The 16,269-nt window shown below is 67.0% G+C and carries 15 protein-coding genes; 9 read left to right on the top strand and 6 right to left on the bottom strand.

What is annotated here, in order from left to right:
• Positions 1-148: 148 nt before the first annotated feature.
• The 4 genes from ACFVVC_RS07950 to ACFVVC_RS07935 all read left to right on the top strand — a co-directional run bounded on the left by ACFVVC_RS07950 (position 149) and on the right by ACFVVC_RS07935 (position 3,711).
• Positions 149-1,684, top strand: coding sequence for an LCP family protein (locus ACFVVC_RS07950; protein ID WP_387450971.1), 1,536 nt, complete (start codon positions 149-151; stop codon positions 1,682-1,684).
• 69 nt (positions 1,685-1,753) lie between these two features.
• Complete coding sequence (locus ACFVVC_RS07945; RefSeq protein WP_387450969.1) at positions 1,754-2,080, top strand: ArsR/SmtB family transcription factor; 327 nt, start codon at positions 1,754-1,756, stop codon at positions 2,078-2,080.
• Positions 2,077-2,784, top strand: coding sequence for a cation diffusion facilitator family transporter (locus ACFVVC_RS07940; protein ID WP_387450966.1), 708 nt, complete (start codon positions 2,077-2,079; stop codon positions 2,782-2,784). Before ACFVVC_RS07945 ends, ACFVVC_RS07940 begins: the two co-directional genes overlap by 4 nt.
• A 3-nt stretch (positions 2,785-2,787) precedes the next feature.
• Positions 2,788-3,711 carry a cation diffusion facilitator family transporter gene (locus ACFVVC_RS07935; RefSeq protein WP_387450963.1) on the top strand — a complete coding sequence of 308 codons (924 nt, stop codon included), beginning with the start codon at positions 2,788-2,790 and terminating at the stop codon, positions 3,709-3,711.
• 59 nt (positions 3,712-3,770) lie between these two features.
• On the opposite strand, the gene ACFVVC_RS07930 is transcribed toward ACFVVC_RS07935, so the two are convergent.
• Positions 3,771-4,940: an acyltransferase family protein gene (locus ACFVVC_RS07930; protein WP_387450960.1), complete on the bottom strand. Its 1,170-nt coding sequence runs from the start codon at positions 4,938-4,940 to the stop codon at positions 3,771-3,773.
• A gap of 143 nt (positions 4,941-5,083) precedes the next feature.
• Between ACFVVC_RS07930 and ACFVVC_RS07925 the strand changes: the two genes are divergently transcribed.
• Positions 5,084-5,821, top strand: coding sequence for an ANTAR domain-containing protein (locus tag ACFVVC_RS07925; RefSeq protein WP_387450957.1), 738 nt, complete (start codon positions 5,084-5,086; stop codon positions 5,819-5,821).
• Between the two features lie 303 nt (positions 5,822-6,124).
• Here ACFVVC_RS07925 and ACFVVC_RS07920 read toward each other — a convergent pair whose 3' ends face one another.
• Positions 6,125-7,597 (bottom strand): FAD-dependent monooxygenase, encoded by a 1,473-nt coding sequence (locus tag ACFVVC_RS07920; protein ID WP_387450954.1) that lies wholly within the window; start codon positions 7,595-7,597, stop codon positions 6,125-6,127.
• Positions 7,598-7,985: 388 nt separating this feature from the next.
• Between ACFVVC_RS07920 and ACFVVC_RS07915 the strand changes: the two genes are divergently transcribed.
• On the top strand, positions 7,986-8,321 hold the full coding sequence (locus ACFVVC_RS07915; RefSeq protein ID WP_387450951.1) for a YciI family protein: 336 nt from the start codon (positions 7,986-7,988) through the stop codon (positions 8,319-8,321).
• Positions 8,321-9,586 carry an RNA polymerase sigma factor gene (locus tag ACFVVC_RS07910; protein ID WP_387450948.1) on the top strand — a complete coding sequence of 422 codons (1,266 nt, stop codon included), beginning with the start codon at positions 8,321-8,323 and terminating at the stop codon, positions 9,584-9,586. The genes ACFVVC_RS07915 and ACFVVC_RS07910 overlap by 1 nt, the downstream gene beginning before the upstream one ends.
• Before the next feature lie 249 nt (positions 9,587-9,835).
• Here the strand turns inward: ACFVVC_RS07910 and ACFVVC_RS07905 are convergent, their stop codons facing one another.
• Entirely contained in the window at positions 9,836-10,570 is a 735-nt protein-coding gene (locus ACFVVC_RS07905; RefSeq protein WP_387451161.1) for a glycoside hydrolase family 16 protein, read from the bottom strand.
• Between the two features lie 529 nt (positions 10,571-11,099).
• Between ACFVVC_RS07905 and ACFVVC_RS07900 the strand changes: the two genes are divergently transcribed.
• Entirely contained in the window at positions 11,100-11,729 is a 630-nt protein-coding gene (locus tag ACFVVC_RS07900) for a TMEM175 family protein (protein ID WP_387450945.1), read from the top strand.
• Between the two features lie 13 nt (positions 11,730-11,742).
• Here the strand turns inward: ACFVVC_RS07900 and ACFVVC_RS07895 are convergent, their stop codons facing one another.
• From ACFVVC_RS07895 to pdhA, 3 genes are read right to left on the bottom strand one after another with little or no spacing between them, the layout of a single operon-like run.
• The gene (locus tag ACFVVC_RS07895) at positions 11,743-13,134 is read right to left on the bottom strand and encodes a dihydrolipoamide acetyltransferase family protein (protein ID WP_387450942.1); all 1,392 of its coding nucleotides are present in this window, start codon (positions 13,132-13,134) and stop codon (positions 11,743-11,745) included.
• A gap of 2 nt (positions 13,135-13,136) precedes the next feature.
• Positions 13,137-14,249: an alpha-ketoacid dehydrogenase subunit beta gene (locus ACFVVC_RS07890; protein ID WP_387450939.1), complete on the bottom strand. Its 1,113-nt coding sequence runs from the start codon at positions 14,247-14,249 to the stop codon at positions 13,137-13,139.
• Complete coding sequence (gene pdhA / locus ACFVVC_RS07885) at positions 14,246-15,472, bottom strand: pyruvate dehydrogenase (acetyl-transferring) E1 component subunit alpha (protein WP_387450937.1); 1,227 nt, start codon at positions 15,470-15,472, stop codon at positions 14,246-14,248. Before pdhA ends, ACFVVC_RS07890 begins: the two co-directional genes overlap by 4 nt.
• 160 nt (positions 15,473-15,632) lie before the next feature.
• On the opposite strand from pdhA, the gene ACFVVC_RS07880 reads away from it, so the two are divergent.
• The gene (locus tag ACFVVC_RS07880; protein ID WP_285248866.1) at positions 15,633-16,094 is read left to right on the top strand and encodes an Lrp/AsnC family transcriptional regulator; all 462 of its coding nucleotides are present in this window, start codon (positions 15,633-15,635) and stop codon (positions 16,092-16,094) included.
• Positions 16,095-16,269 lie beyond the last annotated feature (175 nt).

Below are 16,269 nucleotides of genomic sequence, written 5' to 3'. Positions count from 1 at the left end.
CCGGGGCGGGTACCGCCGAGAAAAAAGAGTACGCCCCCGCGGCCCGCGGACGGCACCGGCGCGGCCGAAAACCGGGCATTCCGGGGGAATTGCCAGCTTGGGCCTGTAGGGTAGCGGAAACCTGTCCCCTCCCGAAGGTCATTTCGTCGTGTTCGGTTCCAGAAAATCTCCCGGCCCGGAACAGGAAGGCTCCACACCGGCTGCCTATCCCGGCCAAGGCGAGCTGTACGCCTCCAGTTCCCGCCACAGCAGGCCGCGCCGCCGTGCCCCGCGCTGGGTCAAGGCTGTGGTCGCCGTCGTCTCGGTGCTCCTCCTCGGCGTGCTGGCGTTCGGCGGCTATTGGGCCTGGCGCCTGCAGTCCAACATCAGCACCGCGGCGCTGACCGCCGGCGGTGAGCGCACCGAAGCTGCGGTCAATGACAGCACGGACCGGATGCAGATCCTGGTCCTGGGCTCGGACACCAGGAGTGGAAACAACAGCGAGTACGGCAGTGCGGACGATTCTTCCGGCTATGGTCAATCGGACGTGATGATGCTGCTGGATATCTCGGCAGACAACAAGCACGTCAACGTGGTGAGCTTTCCCCGCGACCTCCTGGTGAACATTCCGGCCTGCACGGACGCGAAGACCGGCCAGAAGTATCCCGCGCAGCAGGGCGCCATGATCAACAGCGCCATGAAGCAGGCCGGAATCGGCTGCGCCGTGGACACCGTGAACAAGCTCACCGGGCTGGAGATCGACCACTTCATGATGGCCGATTTCAACGCGGTCAAGGAGCTGTCCAACGCGGTGGGCGGCGTGGACGTGTGCGTCAGCGACGCCGTGGACGATCCCGATTCCGGGCTGCACCTGCCCGCCGGCACCTCCCAGGTGCAGGGCGAACAGGCGCTGGCGTTCCTGCGCACCCGGCACGCCTTCGCCAACGGCGGGGACCTGGGCCGGATCAAGGCGCAGCAAGGTTTCCTGGCTTCCCTCAGCCGCAAGCTCAAGTCGGAGGGAACCCTGGCCAACCCGCAGAAGACGCTGACCATCGCCGATACGGTCACCAAGAACCTGACCGTGGATTCGGGCCTGTCCTCAGTGCCGTCGCTGCTGACCATTGCCAACCGGCTGAAGAACATCGATCCGGCGAGCGTCAACTTCATCACCACTCCCACCGTCCCGGCGCCGCAGGACCCCAACAGGCTGGTCCTGGACGAGCCGGCAGCGGCCAACTTCTTCGCTGCACTGCGCAGCAGCCCGGACCTGAGCCAGCCGGCTACCGCCGCCCCTACCCAGGCACCAGCAACACCCGCGGCCCCGGCCTATGACAAGGCGCTGCAGCCGGTTTCCGTTGCCAACGGCACGGGCGTGACGGGCCGCAGCACTGCCATCGCGGGTCTGTTGTCCGACGCCGGCTTCACCAAGGTGACCAAGCTCCAGGCCACCGTCCGCACCCAGACCATGGTCTACTACAGCGCCGGGTTCGAGGACGTGGCAGCGGACGTCGCCGCCCTGTTCGGACTGCCTGCCGGCAGCGTCCAGCAGGTGGCCAACATCCAGGGCGTGCAGCTCTCTGCCGGCACCGACTTCGTGGAGGGCACCAAGCCCGCCGCGCCGCCGTCGTCGGCTGATTCCGGAAGCGTCGTGGCGCAGACCGGAAGCGACCAGACCTGCCAGGCCACCAACACCTCCGGCTACTAGCAACCGGGGCCCATCAACGTCCCAAAGTACATAGTTGCCTGAATACAGCCAGCTATGTACTTTGGGACCATGCAGACCCTCACGCAGGCTCCCGTGCTGGCCCGGTTCGGCTACGCGGTGTCAGACCCCACCCGCGCCAGGGTCCTCCTGGCGCTCTCCGAGGCGGCGTCGTACCCCTCGGACCTGGCCGACAGCCTGGGGGTGTCTCGGCAGAGCATGTCCAACCATCTGGCGTGCCTGCGCGGCTGCGGCCTGGTGGTCGCCGTTCCGGACGGCAGGCGGACACGCTATGAGCTCGCGGATGCCCGGATCGGCCACGCCATCAGGGACCTGATCAACGTTGTGCTGGCGGTGGACCCCACCTGCTGCGGCCCCGACGGGGAGGTGGCTCGATGACAACAGCGCACCTGCCCGGCACGGAACGCCGGCGGACACTGAGCCGCCGGATCCGGCTCTTCGCGGCCGCCACCATCACCTACAACGTCATCGAGGCCGCCGTGGCGCTCTGGGCGGGCGGCGTGGCGGACTCCTCGGCTCTGATCGGCTTCGGCCTGGACTCGGTGATCGAGGTGGCGTCCGCACTGGCGTTGTCCTGGCAGTTCTCCGCCAAGGACCCGGAGCGGCGCGAGCACCTGACGTTGCGGATCATCGCCGTCTCCTTCTTCGCCCTCGCCGCCTTCGTGGCCATGGACGCCCTCCGCTCCCTGGCAGGCACGGGAGAAGCCCAGCACTCGGTTCCCGGCATCGTCATTGCGGCCTTGAGCCTGGCCATCATGCCCGTCCTGTCCTGGGCCCAGCGCCGCGCCGGCCGCGAACTGGGTTCCCGTACGGCGGTGGCCGATTCGAAGCAGACCCTGCTCTGCACCTACCTCTCCGCCGTGCTGCTGGCTGGGCTGGTCCTGAACAGCATCTTGGGCTGGTGGTGGGCGGATGCCGGCGCAGCCCTGGTCATTGCGGGAATCGCCATCCGTGAAGGCGTTGGCGCGTGGCGCGGAGACGCGTGCTGCGCGGTGCCGCACGCGGAGCAAGAGCAGGCCGGCGATGACTGCTGCGGACCAGCTCCGCAGCCGCTGGGCATGCCTGCCATAAGGAAGGGCTGACCCGTGGGCAGCGGACACAGCCACTCGCACGGCGGAACTGACCACCACGGCCAGCGCGGGAAACTGCTGCTGGTTTTCGGCATCACCTTCACCGTGATGCTGGCCGAGATCCTCGGTACAGTCCTGACCGGAAGCCTGGCCCTGCTGGCGGACGCCGGGCACATGTTCACCGATTCCGCCGGACTTCTCATTGCGGTGATTGCGGCGTCCCTGGCTCTGAAGCCTGCCACCCACACGCGCACCTGGGGCTACAAGCGCGCCGAAATCATCGCGGCGGCCGGGCAGGCCGCACTGCTGCTGGGCGTGGGCGGATTCGTCATTGTGGAGGGCATCCGCCGGCTGTTTGCCCCTCCGGAGGTTGGCGGCTCCCTCATGCTGTGGTTCGGGGTCATCGGCCTGGCCGGCAACGCGGTGGGGCTGCTGGTGCTCGCCTCCGGCCGGCACCACAACTTCAACATGAAGGCCGCGTTCCTCGAGGTGCTCAACGACGCCCTGGGTTCCATCGCGGTGATCGTGGCGGCGCTGGTCATTGCCCTGACCGGCTGGACCCGGGCGGACGCCGTCGTCTCCCTGCTGATCGGTGCGCTGATCATCCCCCGCACCCTCAGCCTCCTCCGGGACACCGTGAACGTCCTGATGGAAAGTACTCCCCCGGGCCTTGACCTGGCTGAAGTCCGGAAACACATCCTGGCCCTGCCGCACGTCATCGACGTCCACGACCTGCACGCTTCCCTGGTGGCCTCAGGAGTTCCGGTCTTGTCCGCCCACGTCACCGTGCAGGATCAATGCATGCGCGACGGGCACTCCGCGAGCATCCTGGCAGACCTGCAGCGCTGCGTGGCCAAGGACTTCGACGTCAGCATCGAGCACTCCACCTTCCAGATCGAACCCGCTGCGCACCGCGACCAGGAAAGCATCCAGCACTGACCGCGCAGGCCGCCCGCTGACCAGCCGTGACGCCGGCCGGCGAGCGGGGATCGCCCGGATCAGGCGGCCACCGGCTCCTTGGCGCGTTCCCGCGGTGTTGGTTCGACGGCGGGTTCCAGCTTTGTGTTGGCCCACTGCCGGAGCGGCCGCTCGACAAAGCGGAACGACGCGTACGCCACCATCACGGTGAGGACCGCGGTCAGTGCGATGCGGAGGGGCAACGCCGGAACCAGCCGCATCAGCAACAGGTAAATCGGCAAGTGCCAGAGATACATCGCATACGACAGGTCGCGGCCGGGCTTGGCGAGCCACGGGTGGCTCAGGATCCGTGCCAGGAACCCGGCCGGCTGGAGCACCAGGGCACCTATCAGCACCGCGGAGAGCAGGGCGAGCACCGCGGGACCGACAGCCCAGAACGCCGTGAACCATGCACCGGGTGTGTCCGGTTCCTTGAACAGGAACAGGGCGGCCGCCAGGGTGATGGCTGCCAGCGGGGCTCCCCAACGGGCCATGGACACCAGCGCGCCGTGCAGCCGCGAGCCGGTCCGTACGGACGTGAAGAGCAGGGCGAGTGCGCAGCCAATCAGCAGCTCGTCGGCCCGGGTGTCCGGACCGTTGTAGATCCGGGCCAGCGGCTGGCCCGCGGTGACCAGCAGGAACCGGTTCAGGAGGAACGCGCCGGCCACTGCCAGCGTGGCCAAGGCGACGGTGCGGACCTTCCAGAACCGGAGCATCACCAGCAGCAGGAGGGGCCACACCAGGTAGAACTGCTCCTCGACGGCCAGGGTCCAGGTGGGGCCCAGGGTTTCCCCGGCGATGGAGTCGCCGAACACGCCAAAGTGCGCCAGGTTCATCACGTAGGCTGCGGCCGGCAGGACGAACCCCGCCTGGCCGCCCCAGCCCGAGGCAGGGAACAGGAAACCGGCCACGAGGATCACCGCGCAGAGCGCCAGCAGCGCAGGCCAGAGCCGGGCCAAACGCTTGGCGTAGAACATGCCCAGGTGGAGCCGGCCGGCGGTGCTCCACTCCTTCATGATCAGCAGCGTGATCACGAAGCCGCTGAGCGTGAAGAAGACGTCGACGCCGATGGATCCCCCGGGGACCAGATCGGTGGCCGTGTGAAAGAAGAACACTCCTGCCACGGCGATGGTGCGGAGCCCGTCCAAGGCATGCTTGCGCCCGGCGATGAGCCCTGTTCCGGGCACTGCCGGGCGTTCCGCGGCTGACAAAATTCCACTGCTTGACCTAAAAACCACTAAGCAAGCATATATAACGTTTCCATAACTGCCCTGAGTGGAAGCTGGGCGGAGGCTGAAAACGGGGCTCCACATCGTGGCTTGTGGCCGGACGCCGCGCCTTCTACATTGAACACATGGTGGACCAGGACATGGCAGAAGATTTCGAGCGGCTCGTCGACCTGATCGGCGGCACGGAGGACATCAAATCCGTGTTGGACGCCATTACGGCATTTGCGGCGGCCACCATGACAGACACCACCGGCATATCCGTTGAATGCGCCGTCACGCTGCGCCGGCGCAAGCACACGGCCACCATTGGCGGCAGCAGCAGCAGTGCGGTGGTGCTGGACAGGATTGAACAATCCTTGGGAGACGGGCCGTGCGTGGATGCCTTGGAGACCGGCGTTCCCGTACTCCTTGGTGACGTGGATTCCGACCCGCGGTGGCCGGAGTACCGCGCGGCCCTTTCGGCGGCGGGCATCGCCAGCGCGCTGGGGGTCCCCATGAAACTGCAGGACGACGCCGGGGCCGTCCTGGATTTCTTTGCTCCCGACAGCGGAGTATTCAGTGAGCGGGCGGTGTCAGAGGCGGTACGGTTTGCGGACATGGCGGGCATGGCCCTGCGCCTGGCCCTCCGGATAGCGTCCGCGGACCAGCGCGCCGAGAACCTGAAGGCCGCGATGGATACCAGGACCGCCATTGACGTGGCCTGCGGGATCATCATGGCGCAAAACCAGTGCAGCAAAGACCAGGCGTTCGAAGTGCTCCGCCGCGCCTCCAACACGAGGAACCAGAAGCTCAACGATCTTGCCCAATCGCTGGTGGACCGGTTCACGGGCGCCCAGCCCACGGCCGCCTACTTCGAGGACTGAGGTGTGAACGCCGGCGGTAATTCCCGGTGACCCGGGAGCCAGCCACGCTGCTGACTCCCGGAGTGTACGGCGTGGATGTGGCCCACCCCCGAACCGTGGATTTCCCTGGGCCACATCCGCGCCAGCTATGTGGGTGGCGGATGCACGCCGGGAAGCGGCTCGTGTGTTGTGGGGAGAGCGGTCATGGATATCCTCAGACGGTGCATCGCTGGCCGTCTGCCTGACCTTGGGCCAGCCTACAAGGGCCCGGCGCCGGGCGACAATGTTTACGCGCGCAATTTTGGGTCAAGATCAGGCAAGGATTCAGCGCCCAGCACCAAACCACTCCGCCAGCGCTTCCGGCAGGCCCGAAGCCGAGTGCTCGCCGGCCCAGGCCACATAGCCATCCGGACGCACCAGCACTGCCGTGGGTGCAGGGACCACGCCCAGCACCGGAAGCTCCCACGCGCCGTCGTACGTTCCGGAAACATGCCGCACCCGCCCAGCCCACGCACCCGCGTCCAGGGCGGGGCCGCCCAGTTCCAGCAGCACGGGCAATGCCTGGTGCAACAGCTCAAAAACCCGCACGGATCCCTCAACGGCGGCGATCTCCAGGTCCGGCATCCGGCGCCCCACAAGCGGGTGGCCCGTCCCAGGCCCGTAGGCGACGTCGAGGCCGGTGACCAACGCCGTCACCGGATCCCCGGCGCCCTTACGGCGGAGGACCTCGTCCAGCAGGTCCCGCAACGCCTCCTGCCGCGGATCGGCCTTCTGGAACAGGGACTGCGCCATGGTGTATTTGAGCGCCCGGGCGCCTGCCGGGTGGCGTTCGGCGTGGTAGGTGTCCAGCAGGTGGTCCCCCGATATTCCGCGGACCACCTGCGCCAGCTTCCAGCCGAGGTTCACGGCATCCTGGAGGCCCAGGCCAATACCCTGCCCGCCGGTTGGGGAATGCACGTGGGCTGCGTCGCCCGCCAGCAGGACACGGCCCTTCCGGTAGGACTCCGCCTGCCGGGTGGCGTCAGTGAAACGCGAGAGCCAGGCAGGGCTGTGCACGCCGAAATCCGTGCCGAACACATCGGTCAGGGCGCGGCGCAGGTCCGCCAGGGTGGGCTCGGTGGCAGGGCCGAGTTCCGCTTCGGTCACCACCACCCGGACCATGCCGTCCCCCATCGGGTACAGCCCGTGGATGCCGCGGGCGTCCACTTTGCCCTGCTGCACGGGCTCGCCGGCCACCTTCACCTCGGCGATCAGGCTGCTGCGGGTGGCGTCCGGTCCGGGAAAGCTGATCCCCGCCGAGCGCCGCACCACGCTGCGTCCGCCGTCGGCGCCCACCACGAACCTGGCCCGCACGGGTCCGCCGGCGGCGAGCCGGACGTCGGCGCCGTCGTCGTCCGCTGCTACCCCGGTGACCTCCACGCCGCGCCGGACCTGTACGCCCAGCTCCTCGACCCAGCCCAGCAGCAGCCGCTCGATGTGGTTCTGGAACAGGGCCAGCGTGTACGGGTGGCGCGTGGGAAGGCTGCCCAGGTCCAGCTGCGTGGCGCCAAACGTTGCCGACTGCATGGTCTTGCCCTCGGCGAGGAACCGCTCCGCGATGCCGCGCTGGTCCAGCAGTTCAATGGTTCGCGCATGGATTCCTCCGCCGCGGGAGCCGGCCAGCTCCTGGGACGGCCGCCGCTCCAGCACCAGCGCGTCCACGCCCGCCAGCCGCAACTCCCCCGCGAGCATCAGCCCCGTAGGCCCGCTGCCCACAACCACCACATCATGCATGTTGTCCCCACTCTGTGCCTGCATCCGCCCGCCGGTATGCGGCACCCAGTATGCGCCGGCCCGGGGGCCTTGCGGCAAGCCCCCCCCGTGGCGGGGTACCTTGGAAATACAGGGAAGTCTGCCTCTTAAGGCAGGCGTGCCGCCTTCTCGAGGTTGGGGGTCCCTGAGAAGGCGGCACTGCATCCAAAGTACTGGCTCTCCGCTGCGGTCCAGCCCGGTAGCCGCCCTTCCGGCCGAAACTTTAACGATTCCTTTACGCCCGGCGGAACGCACCTGATAAAGACGGCGGCCGCATAAACCCCGCCGCCCGGGCGGTTTCTTGAGTAGCGTTGTCGATCCGGGGTTCCCCTGCGCGTCGTATGGGTAGGGGTTCCACCAGCGGGCCCTTTTTGACAAGCGAAGGGAGTTAAAAATGTCCAAGTATCTGATCCTGATTTACCAGGATGAAGCGGTGACCAGGCAGGCTGAAGGCGAATCGATCAGCGCCAACTACCAGGAGTTCATGGAACGCCGCGGAGCTTCGCTGATCAGCGGTGCCGCCCTCCATCCGTCCTCGACCGCGACATCCCTCCGGCGTGACGGGGCCGGTGGGTTCCTGGTGACGGATGGCCCGTTCGCCGAGTCGAAGGAGACCCTGGGCGGTTACTACCTGGTGGAGGCGGCGGACCTCGACGAGGCGCTGCAGATCGGCAAGGAGGTGCCCGCGGGCGTCGGGGTTGAGGTGTGGCCGGTCCGGGTGGTCAGCTGATGGCGCGGGCCGCCGGCTCGGAGGTTGCTGCCGCGGTTGCCGATGCGCACCGCCGGGAGTGGGCGTTCGTGCTGGCGGCCACGGTGCGGGTTGCCGGCGACATCGACGCCGCTGAGGAGGCCGTCCAGGACGCGTACGCCAGCGCCTTGTCCACGTGGGGCGGGAACGGCATCCCGCGCAATCCCGGGGCTTGGCTGACGGTGACGGCACGACGACGGGCCCTGGATATGCGGCGCCGCGCGGCAACGGCGCAACGGGCGCTGCCCAAGCTCCTTGGCCGCGAGGACGACGACGGCGGGGGCCCAGAGGGTGATGACATACCGGATGACCGGCTGAGGTTGATCTTTACCTGCTGCCACCCGGCCCTGCCCTTTGAGGCACGGGTGGCCCTGACGCTGCGGCTGCTGTGCGGACTGTCCACTGCCGAGGTGGCGCGGGCGTTCCTGGTCCCCGAGGCAACCATGGCGGCACGCATCACCCGGGCGAAGAAGAAGATTACGGCCGCGCACATCCCCTACCGGGTGCCGTCGTCGGATGAGCTGCACGAGCGCGTGGACGGGGTCCTGTCGGTGGTGTACCTCGTGTACACCACCGGGCACACGGCGCCGTCAGGAGCTGACCTGATGCGCCGGGACCTTGCGGAGCGCGGCGTGGAGCTTGCCAGGCTGCTGCGTGCGCTGCTTCCTGCCGACCCGGATGTGGCCGGACTCCTGGCCCTGGTCCTGCTCACCGAAGCGCGCCGGGATGCCCGGGTGGATGGGAACCAGGACCTCGTCCTGCTGGAGAACCAGGACCGGTCCGCGTGGGACCGGCACGCCGTCACGGAGGGGGTGGCGCTCCTACGCGAGGCCCTGGCATCCCGCCCTCCCGGCCGCTTTGCCCTCATGGCAGCGATCGCCGCCGTGCATGACGAGAGCGGGTCCTGGTCCGGCACCGACTGGCAGGAAATCCTGGGCCTTTACGACCTGCTGATGGAGCGGTGGCCCTCCCCGGTGGTCCGGCTCAACCGGGCCATCGCGCTGGGCTTCGCGGTGGGGCCGGCCGAGGGGCTGGCAGAACTGGATGCGCTTGGTGCCGAGCCGCAGCTGGCCCGGTACCCTTACCTGGCCGCGGCCCGCGGTGATTTCCTGGTCCGGCTGGGCCGTCCGGCTGAGGCGCGGGTGGCGTTCGAAGAGGCATTGATCCTGACGGACAACGAAGCGGAACAGCGTTTCCTCCGGTCGCGCCTGGGCGGGGTGGGCGGGGTGGGCGGCGTGGGCGGCTGACGACGCCGGTAGCCGGTCCGCCTTGGCCCGGGGCAAAGGGAAAGCCCCTCCTAGGAGGGGCTTTCAACGTAGTGGTTGTCATTTGGCTTCCGATGTTGGTCGGTGTTGATGCACTCCCCCTTCCCGGACGCCCCCGGGCGCCCATCCGGACTATGACCTAAATCACTTTAGTGACCTTCGGCAAGGGCGTAAAGACCCTCTTCGAAAAAAGGAGGACGCTCGACGTCGGCGCGCGGCCGCCGTCGTCCGCTACGACTTTGCCCAGATGGCCACCCAGTCAACCAGGACATGGCCGCTGGTTTCAGGCAGTGGGCACATTGGCGAGCACGACTCGGTCTGCATGATGTAATGCATCGGCTTATCCGGCGTGAATCGCCGAGAAACACCAATCGACTGTCCATCGAGGAAGAACTCGATTTGCCCCGGGCTCCACTCCGTGGTGGCAATGTGCCAGGACCCGAATGGTTCGTTTGGACGAAGGACCTCATCTTTGTGGATACCGCCCTCGACGCCATGCACTGCAGCGTAGATGACCTTGGACAGGTCCCCCTCCGGAAAATCGATCTCGCCATCCTGCGGCCACTGCTTGCTGTCGGGCCACAGCAGCCATGCCAATTTGAAGCCCGGCAGGACATCGGCCTTGAACCGCACCGAGTATCGCCCGTACACCTGGCTGTTGTAGGGGCGCTGGCTGGCTCCACTAAATTTTGGGGATGGAGCCGCTCCCCTGGCTACACCCTCTTCCGAGTGCAGAAACATGTCCAGAACACCATCATGGACACTCAAGACTTTCGACGGGTAATACCCGGACGTTCTTTCGCCCTTCTTTTGCTGTTGCGCGGCCGTGTCCGGCGTGCCGTCAACGTAGTTCTCGCTCCACCTCGTGCCGTAGACCGGGCCTGGGAACTCGCCAATGCCGACATTTCCTTCGCTGAAGTCTTCTGCGAAGACCTGCCTCCACCCAGGCAGGTCGCCCACCGGCATGGCTTCGGAGGCGGCAGAGGGGTCAGAAGCCCGGGAGGGGTCGGCGGACGGGGACGGGCCGCCCGTCACCTCCTCTGCGGGAACTGACGGCACCGTCGTTTCGTCTGCGGTTGGCTGCGCAGAACCGGAAACCGCGCTGCCCGGGTCAGCTCCTGGGGAAGGCGCTGAACCCGGGGAACCACGCATGTCGCCACAGGCAACGGCCGATATACCCGTCAGCATTGAGACGACGGCAAGGCAAGTCCACGCACGATATTGAATCCTCTTCAAAGGTTTCGCTCCTTCCAGAAGATTTGCGCGGGAGTCTTTTCTCCTGATCGGTTTCAGCCTATGGACGAGTCATGCGGCGGGTCACGAGTAGCGGGTACTCACTTTTCCGGTCCTTGCCCCGTGCGGCTACCCGTTAATGGGGCGGCGGACTTTTCGGATCGGTTGCCTCGGCACCGACGACGGCGGCACGCGGCCGCCGTCGAACGCCCGGTGCCCAGGCCGGGGACGCAGCATTATGCTTCTGAAGGAGGGCAGAACTGTGAACAAAAACCGGCTTGAGGCATTCAGCGATGGCGTGCTGGCAATCATCATCACCATCATGGTGCTCGAGCTACGCGCACCGGAGCAGCCCACCTGGCATGGGATTGCGGGGGTCCTGCCCACGTTGCTCAGCTACCTGCTCAGCTTCGTCTATGTGGGAATCTACTGGAACAACCACCACCACCTGATCCAGCTCGCAGACCGGGTCAACGGCGCCATCCTCTGGGCCAACCTGCACCTGTTGTTCTGGCTCTCCCTCTTCCCCTTCACCACCCGGTGGATGGATGAGTCCGCGTTCGTGGAAGTTCCGGTGCTGGTCTACGGCATCAACCTTCTCTGCGCCGCCATCGCTTTCTACATCCTGGAGCAGGCACTCATCCGCGAACAGGGCAGGACCGGGGCTGTCGCCCAGGCCCTGGGGAGGGACTGGAAGGGCAAGGCATCGCCACTGATCTACCTGCTGGGCATTGCGCTGGCACTCGCCGTGCCGCTCCTGGGAATCGCCGTCTACACGGTGGTGGCGCTGATCTGGCTGGTCCCCGACCGCCGGGTGGAGCACTTCGTGTACCGCGCCCACCAGCCCGGCGGCGCCAACGGCCAGGACGTTTCCGGCCCCACCACGTCCTAGGTTTCCTCCGGGCTCAGATGTCCGCCAGCAGGGAGGTGGGGTTTTCGATGGCGTCCGCGACGAAGCGGAGGAAGCCCCCTGCCGTACCGCCGTCGCACACCCGGTGGTCGAAGGTGAGGGTGAGCTCGGTGACCTTGCGGACAGCGAGTTCGCCGTTGACCACCCAGGGCTTGTCGATGATGCGGCCCACCCCGAGGATGCCCACCTCCGGGTGGTTGATGATCGCCGCGGATCCGTCCACGCCGAACACGCCGTAGTTGTTCAAAGTGAAAGTGCCGCTGCCGAGCTCGGAAGGTGTCGCCTTGCCGTCCCGGGCCACCTGCGTGAGCCGGCGGATTTCCGCGTCCAGTTCCCGGGCACTGAGTTTCTCGGCGCCGCGGACGGAAGGCACCACCAGGCCGCGTTCGGTCTGGGCGGCGAAGCCGAGGTTGATCCCGTCGAACGAGACGATCTCCTGCGAGCCGTCCTCCGCCGTTTCGATCCGCGTGTTCAGTTCCGGGTACTTCTTCAGGCCGGCTGTGACGAACCGGGCGATGAAGGCGAGCAGGCCCGGCACTTCCCCACCGTTGGCCTTGAGCCCTTCCCGCAACTCCATCAGCGCGGTGGCATCCACATCCACCCACACAGTCGCTTCCGGGATTTCCGAGCGGCTGCGCGTCATGTTCGCCGCCACCGCCTTCCGGACACCACGGACAGGAGTGCGGGCGGAGACCGCGAGTCCCGTGCGCGGGTCTGCGGTTTTGGTTTCGACAGGCTCGGTTTCGACAGGCGTGGTTTCGACAGGCTTGGTTTCGACAGGCTCAACCGCCGGGGTGGAGATGGCTGCTTCAACGTCGCGGCGCATGATCAGGCCACTGTCGCCGGAGCCCTGGAGGCCGCCGAGGTCGACGCCGTGCTCCCGGGCCATGCGCCTGACCAGCGGCGAGATCACGGCGCCCAGCCTTCCGGGTACGCGGGTGCGCAGGAGGCTCAGGTCATCCTCGGTGGGTTCGGCAGGCTTGGTTTCGACAGGCTCAACCACCGCGACAGAAGACTTCGGGGCACGGGTGCGCCGGGCAACGCCATGGCCACCGGGAGTGCCGTAACCAATCAGGACATTCCCGGAGCCAGCCTTCTCCTCTTCACGGTAGGTCTCGGCTGCAGCATCGGGGGCGGCATCATCCGCGGCGCGCACGGTGATAAGAGGGCGGCCCACGTCCAGGGTCTCCCCCGGCTTCCCGTGCAGCTCGGACACGATCCCTGCATAAGGAGACGGCACCTCGACGGCGGACTTGGCGGTTTCCACCTCGGCGATCGGCTGGTCAACAACAATCGTGTCCCCCACCGAAACGTGCCAGGCAACGAGTTCGGCTTCCGTGAGGCCCTCGCCCAGGTCGGGCAGCAAAAACACGCGTGGTTCGCTCATGGTCAGTTCTCCCACTGAAGGTCGTCGACGGCGTCGAGGATACGGTCCACGCCGGGCAGGTAGTACTTCTCGAGTTTGGGCGCCGGGTACGGGACGTCGAACCCGGTGACCCGGCGGATGGGGGCGGCCAGGTAGTGGAAGCAGCGTTCCTGGACCCGGGCCACGATCTCGGAGGACACGGACGCGAAGCCATGCGCCTCGGCGATCACCACGGCCCGGCCGGTCTTCCGGACGGACTCACAAACCGTGGCATCGTCGAACGGCACGATGGTCCGCACGTCGATGACCTCCAGCGAGCGGCCTTCCAGCGCAGCCGCTTCGGCGGCGGCGAGCGCTGTGGGGACGGACGGACCGTAGGCAATCAGCGTGGCGTCCGTGCCGGGACGGGCGACGGCGGCCCGGCCTTCGGAGGTGTGTCCCGTCGTCGTGCCTTCCGCGTGTTGGCGGCGCAGCTCACCCAAGTCCACCTGGTCCTTGGTCCAGTACATCTTCTTGGGTTCCATGAAGATAACGGGGTCGTCGGAGTCGATCGCTTCGCGGAGCATCCGGTAGCCGTCCGCCACGGTGGCGGGGGTGTAGACCTTCAGGCCTGCCGTGTGCGCGTAGTAGGACTCGGAGGAATCGCAGTGGTGTTCCACTCCGCCGATGCCTCCGCCGTACGGGATGCGGATGACCAGGGGCAGCTTCACGGCCCCCTTGGTGCGGTTGTGCATCTTGGCCACGTGGCTGACGATCTGCTCGAACGCCGGGTAGGCGAACGCGTCGAACTGCATCTCGATCACCGGGCGCATGCCGTTGATGGCCATGCCCACGGCCATGCCCACGATGCCGGATTCGGCCAGCGGGGTGTCGAAGCAGCGCTGCTCGCCGAACGTGGCCGTGAGCCCGTCGGTGATGCGGAAGACGCCGCCCAGCATGCCAACGTCCTCGCCGAAGACCAGGACGGAGGAATCGGCGTGCATGGCGTCGGCCAGGGCTGTGTTCAGGGCCTTGGCCATGGTGACCGGCTGCGGTCCGGCGGCTTCGGCGGACGCGGCGGCGGAGGCTGCTGCCCGGGCGGTGGCGGCGGAGACGTTGCCGTTTGCCTCGGACGATGTGGTGATGGTGGGGCTCACTTGCCGGCCTCCTGTGAATCGGTAGCTGCTGCGTCGCGGGCGAGTTCGTCGGCGAGCATGTCGGATTCTTCCGTCAGCTGCGGCGTCTGCCGGTCGAAGACGTGGCGGAACAGCTCCTGCGGGTCAACTGGGACATCCTCGCTGAGGCCTTCGCGGAGCTGAGCGGCAACGGCCTCAGCGTGTTCACGGATGCGGGCCTCGCCGTCGTCATCCAACAACCCGCGGTCCGTGAGGTACGTGCGCATCCTGTTGACCGGGTCCTTGGCCCGCCACTCTGCAACCTCGCTGTTTTCGCGGTAGCGGGTGTCGTCGTCGGCGTTCGTATGGGCCTGCATCCGGTACGTGTTGGCTTCCACCAGCAGCGGGCCTGAACCTTCGCGGGCGAGCTTGACGGCGCGGTCCAGGACGGCGAGGAGCGCAACGACGTCGTTCCCGTCCACGCGTTCGCCCGCCATGCCGTAACCCACCGCCTTGTGCGCGAGCGACGGCGCCACGGACTGGTGTGCCAGCGGCACCGAGATGGCGTACTTGTTGTTTTGGACGAAGAAGATCACCGGCAGGTGGAAGACGGCGGCGAAGTTGAGCGCCTCGTGGAAGTCGCCTTCGCTGGTGGCGCCGTCGCCGCACATGGCCAGGACCACGGTGTCCTCGCCGCGGAGCTTGGCGGCGTGGGCCACTCCGACGGCGTGCAGCAGCTGGGTGGTCAGCGGGGTGCACTGGATGCCCACCTTGTTTTCGACGGGGTCGTAGCCGCCGTGCCAGTCGCCGCGGAAGATGGTCATCACCTGCACCGGGTCCACGCCGCGGGTCATCACGGCCACGGCGTCGCGGTAGGTGGGGAACATCCAGTCGTGGTCGGAGAGGCACAGGGCTGCGGCAACCTGGCAGGCTTCCTGCCCGTGGCTGGAAGGGTAGACGGCCATGCGGCCCTGCCGGACCAGGGCGGAGTTCTGGTCGTTGACGCGGCGGCCGACGACGAGTTGCTCGTAGGCTGCCAGCAGTTCCTTGTCGCCGGGCACGGGGTATTCGTGGCCGGGCTGGGTGCCCTGCTCGCCTTCGGGGATGAGCCGGCCGTCCGGGTCCACCATCTGGATCTGGTGCCGGGCGGGGAGCATGTAGTCCTCCACCGTGATGCCGAACTTCTTGACAGCATCGTTCAGCGCGTTTCCTGCTGGCTCGGTGCTGGTGGTGTCCGGCGCGGTGTGGTCTGCGGAGATCGTCATTGGTCCGTCCTTCGGTTGCCACTATTCGCTCCCAGTATGGTCCTGCAGCAGGTTTCGTATCTACCGGGCGGCCAAATCGTGGAGAAGCTGCTCAGAAGTGCCTAATATGGGAGACGATTTGTAACTGTGACGTGGATTACCGACGGGAGCCGTGGACAAAATGCCGGGCAAGGACGCTGCAGCCGAGGTCCCGCTGGACGACATCGACCGGCGGATTATCAGTGAGCTCACCCGGGACGGCCGGATGTCCGTGACCCAGGTGGCGGAAAACGTCCACATCTCCCGGGCGCACGCCTACTCCCGGATCGCCAGGCTGACCGGCGACGGCGTGTTGACCCGGTTCACGGCGCTGGTGGACCCCATCAAGGCGGGGCTGAAGTCCTCGGCCTACGTGACGCTGAAACTTCGGCAGGACGCCTGGCGTGAACTCCGTGACCAGCTGGGCGCTATCCCGGAGGTGCACCACATCGCCCTGGTGGGCGGCGACTTCGACGTCATCCTCCTGGTCCGGGCCGTGGACAACATCGACCTGCGGCGGGTCATTTTCGACCAGCTGCAGACCATGCCCGGGGTGCTGGATACGCAGACATTCCTGGTGTTCGAGGACGTGGATACGCGGTAGGAGCTGGCTAAGTCGCCGCACACCCTCGCCGCCGACGCCGATATTTGACGCGCAGGTCGGGGGGATCGCCCACCCGTGTGAGTACTCGCCCACGGATCCAAGTAGCCGTAAAGTCCATTCGCTGGAAATTCGGGTACCACTACGTGTTGTTGCGCCCTTTTGCGTTCGCAAATAT

The organism is Pseudarthrobacter sp. NPDC058196, assembly GCF_042882685.1.
GTDB lineage: Bacteria > Actinomycetota > Actinomycetes > Actinomycetales > Micrococcaceae > Arthrobacter.
Note: the sequence above shows the minus strand (reverse complement) of the source record. Positions and strands in the feature narration are given on the sequence as shown.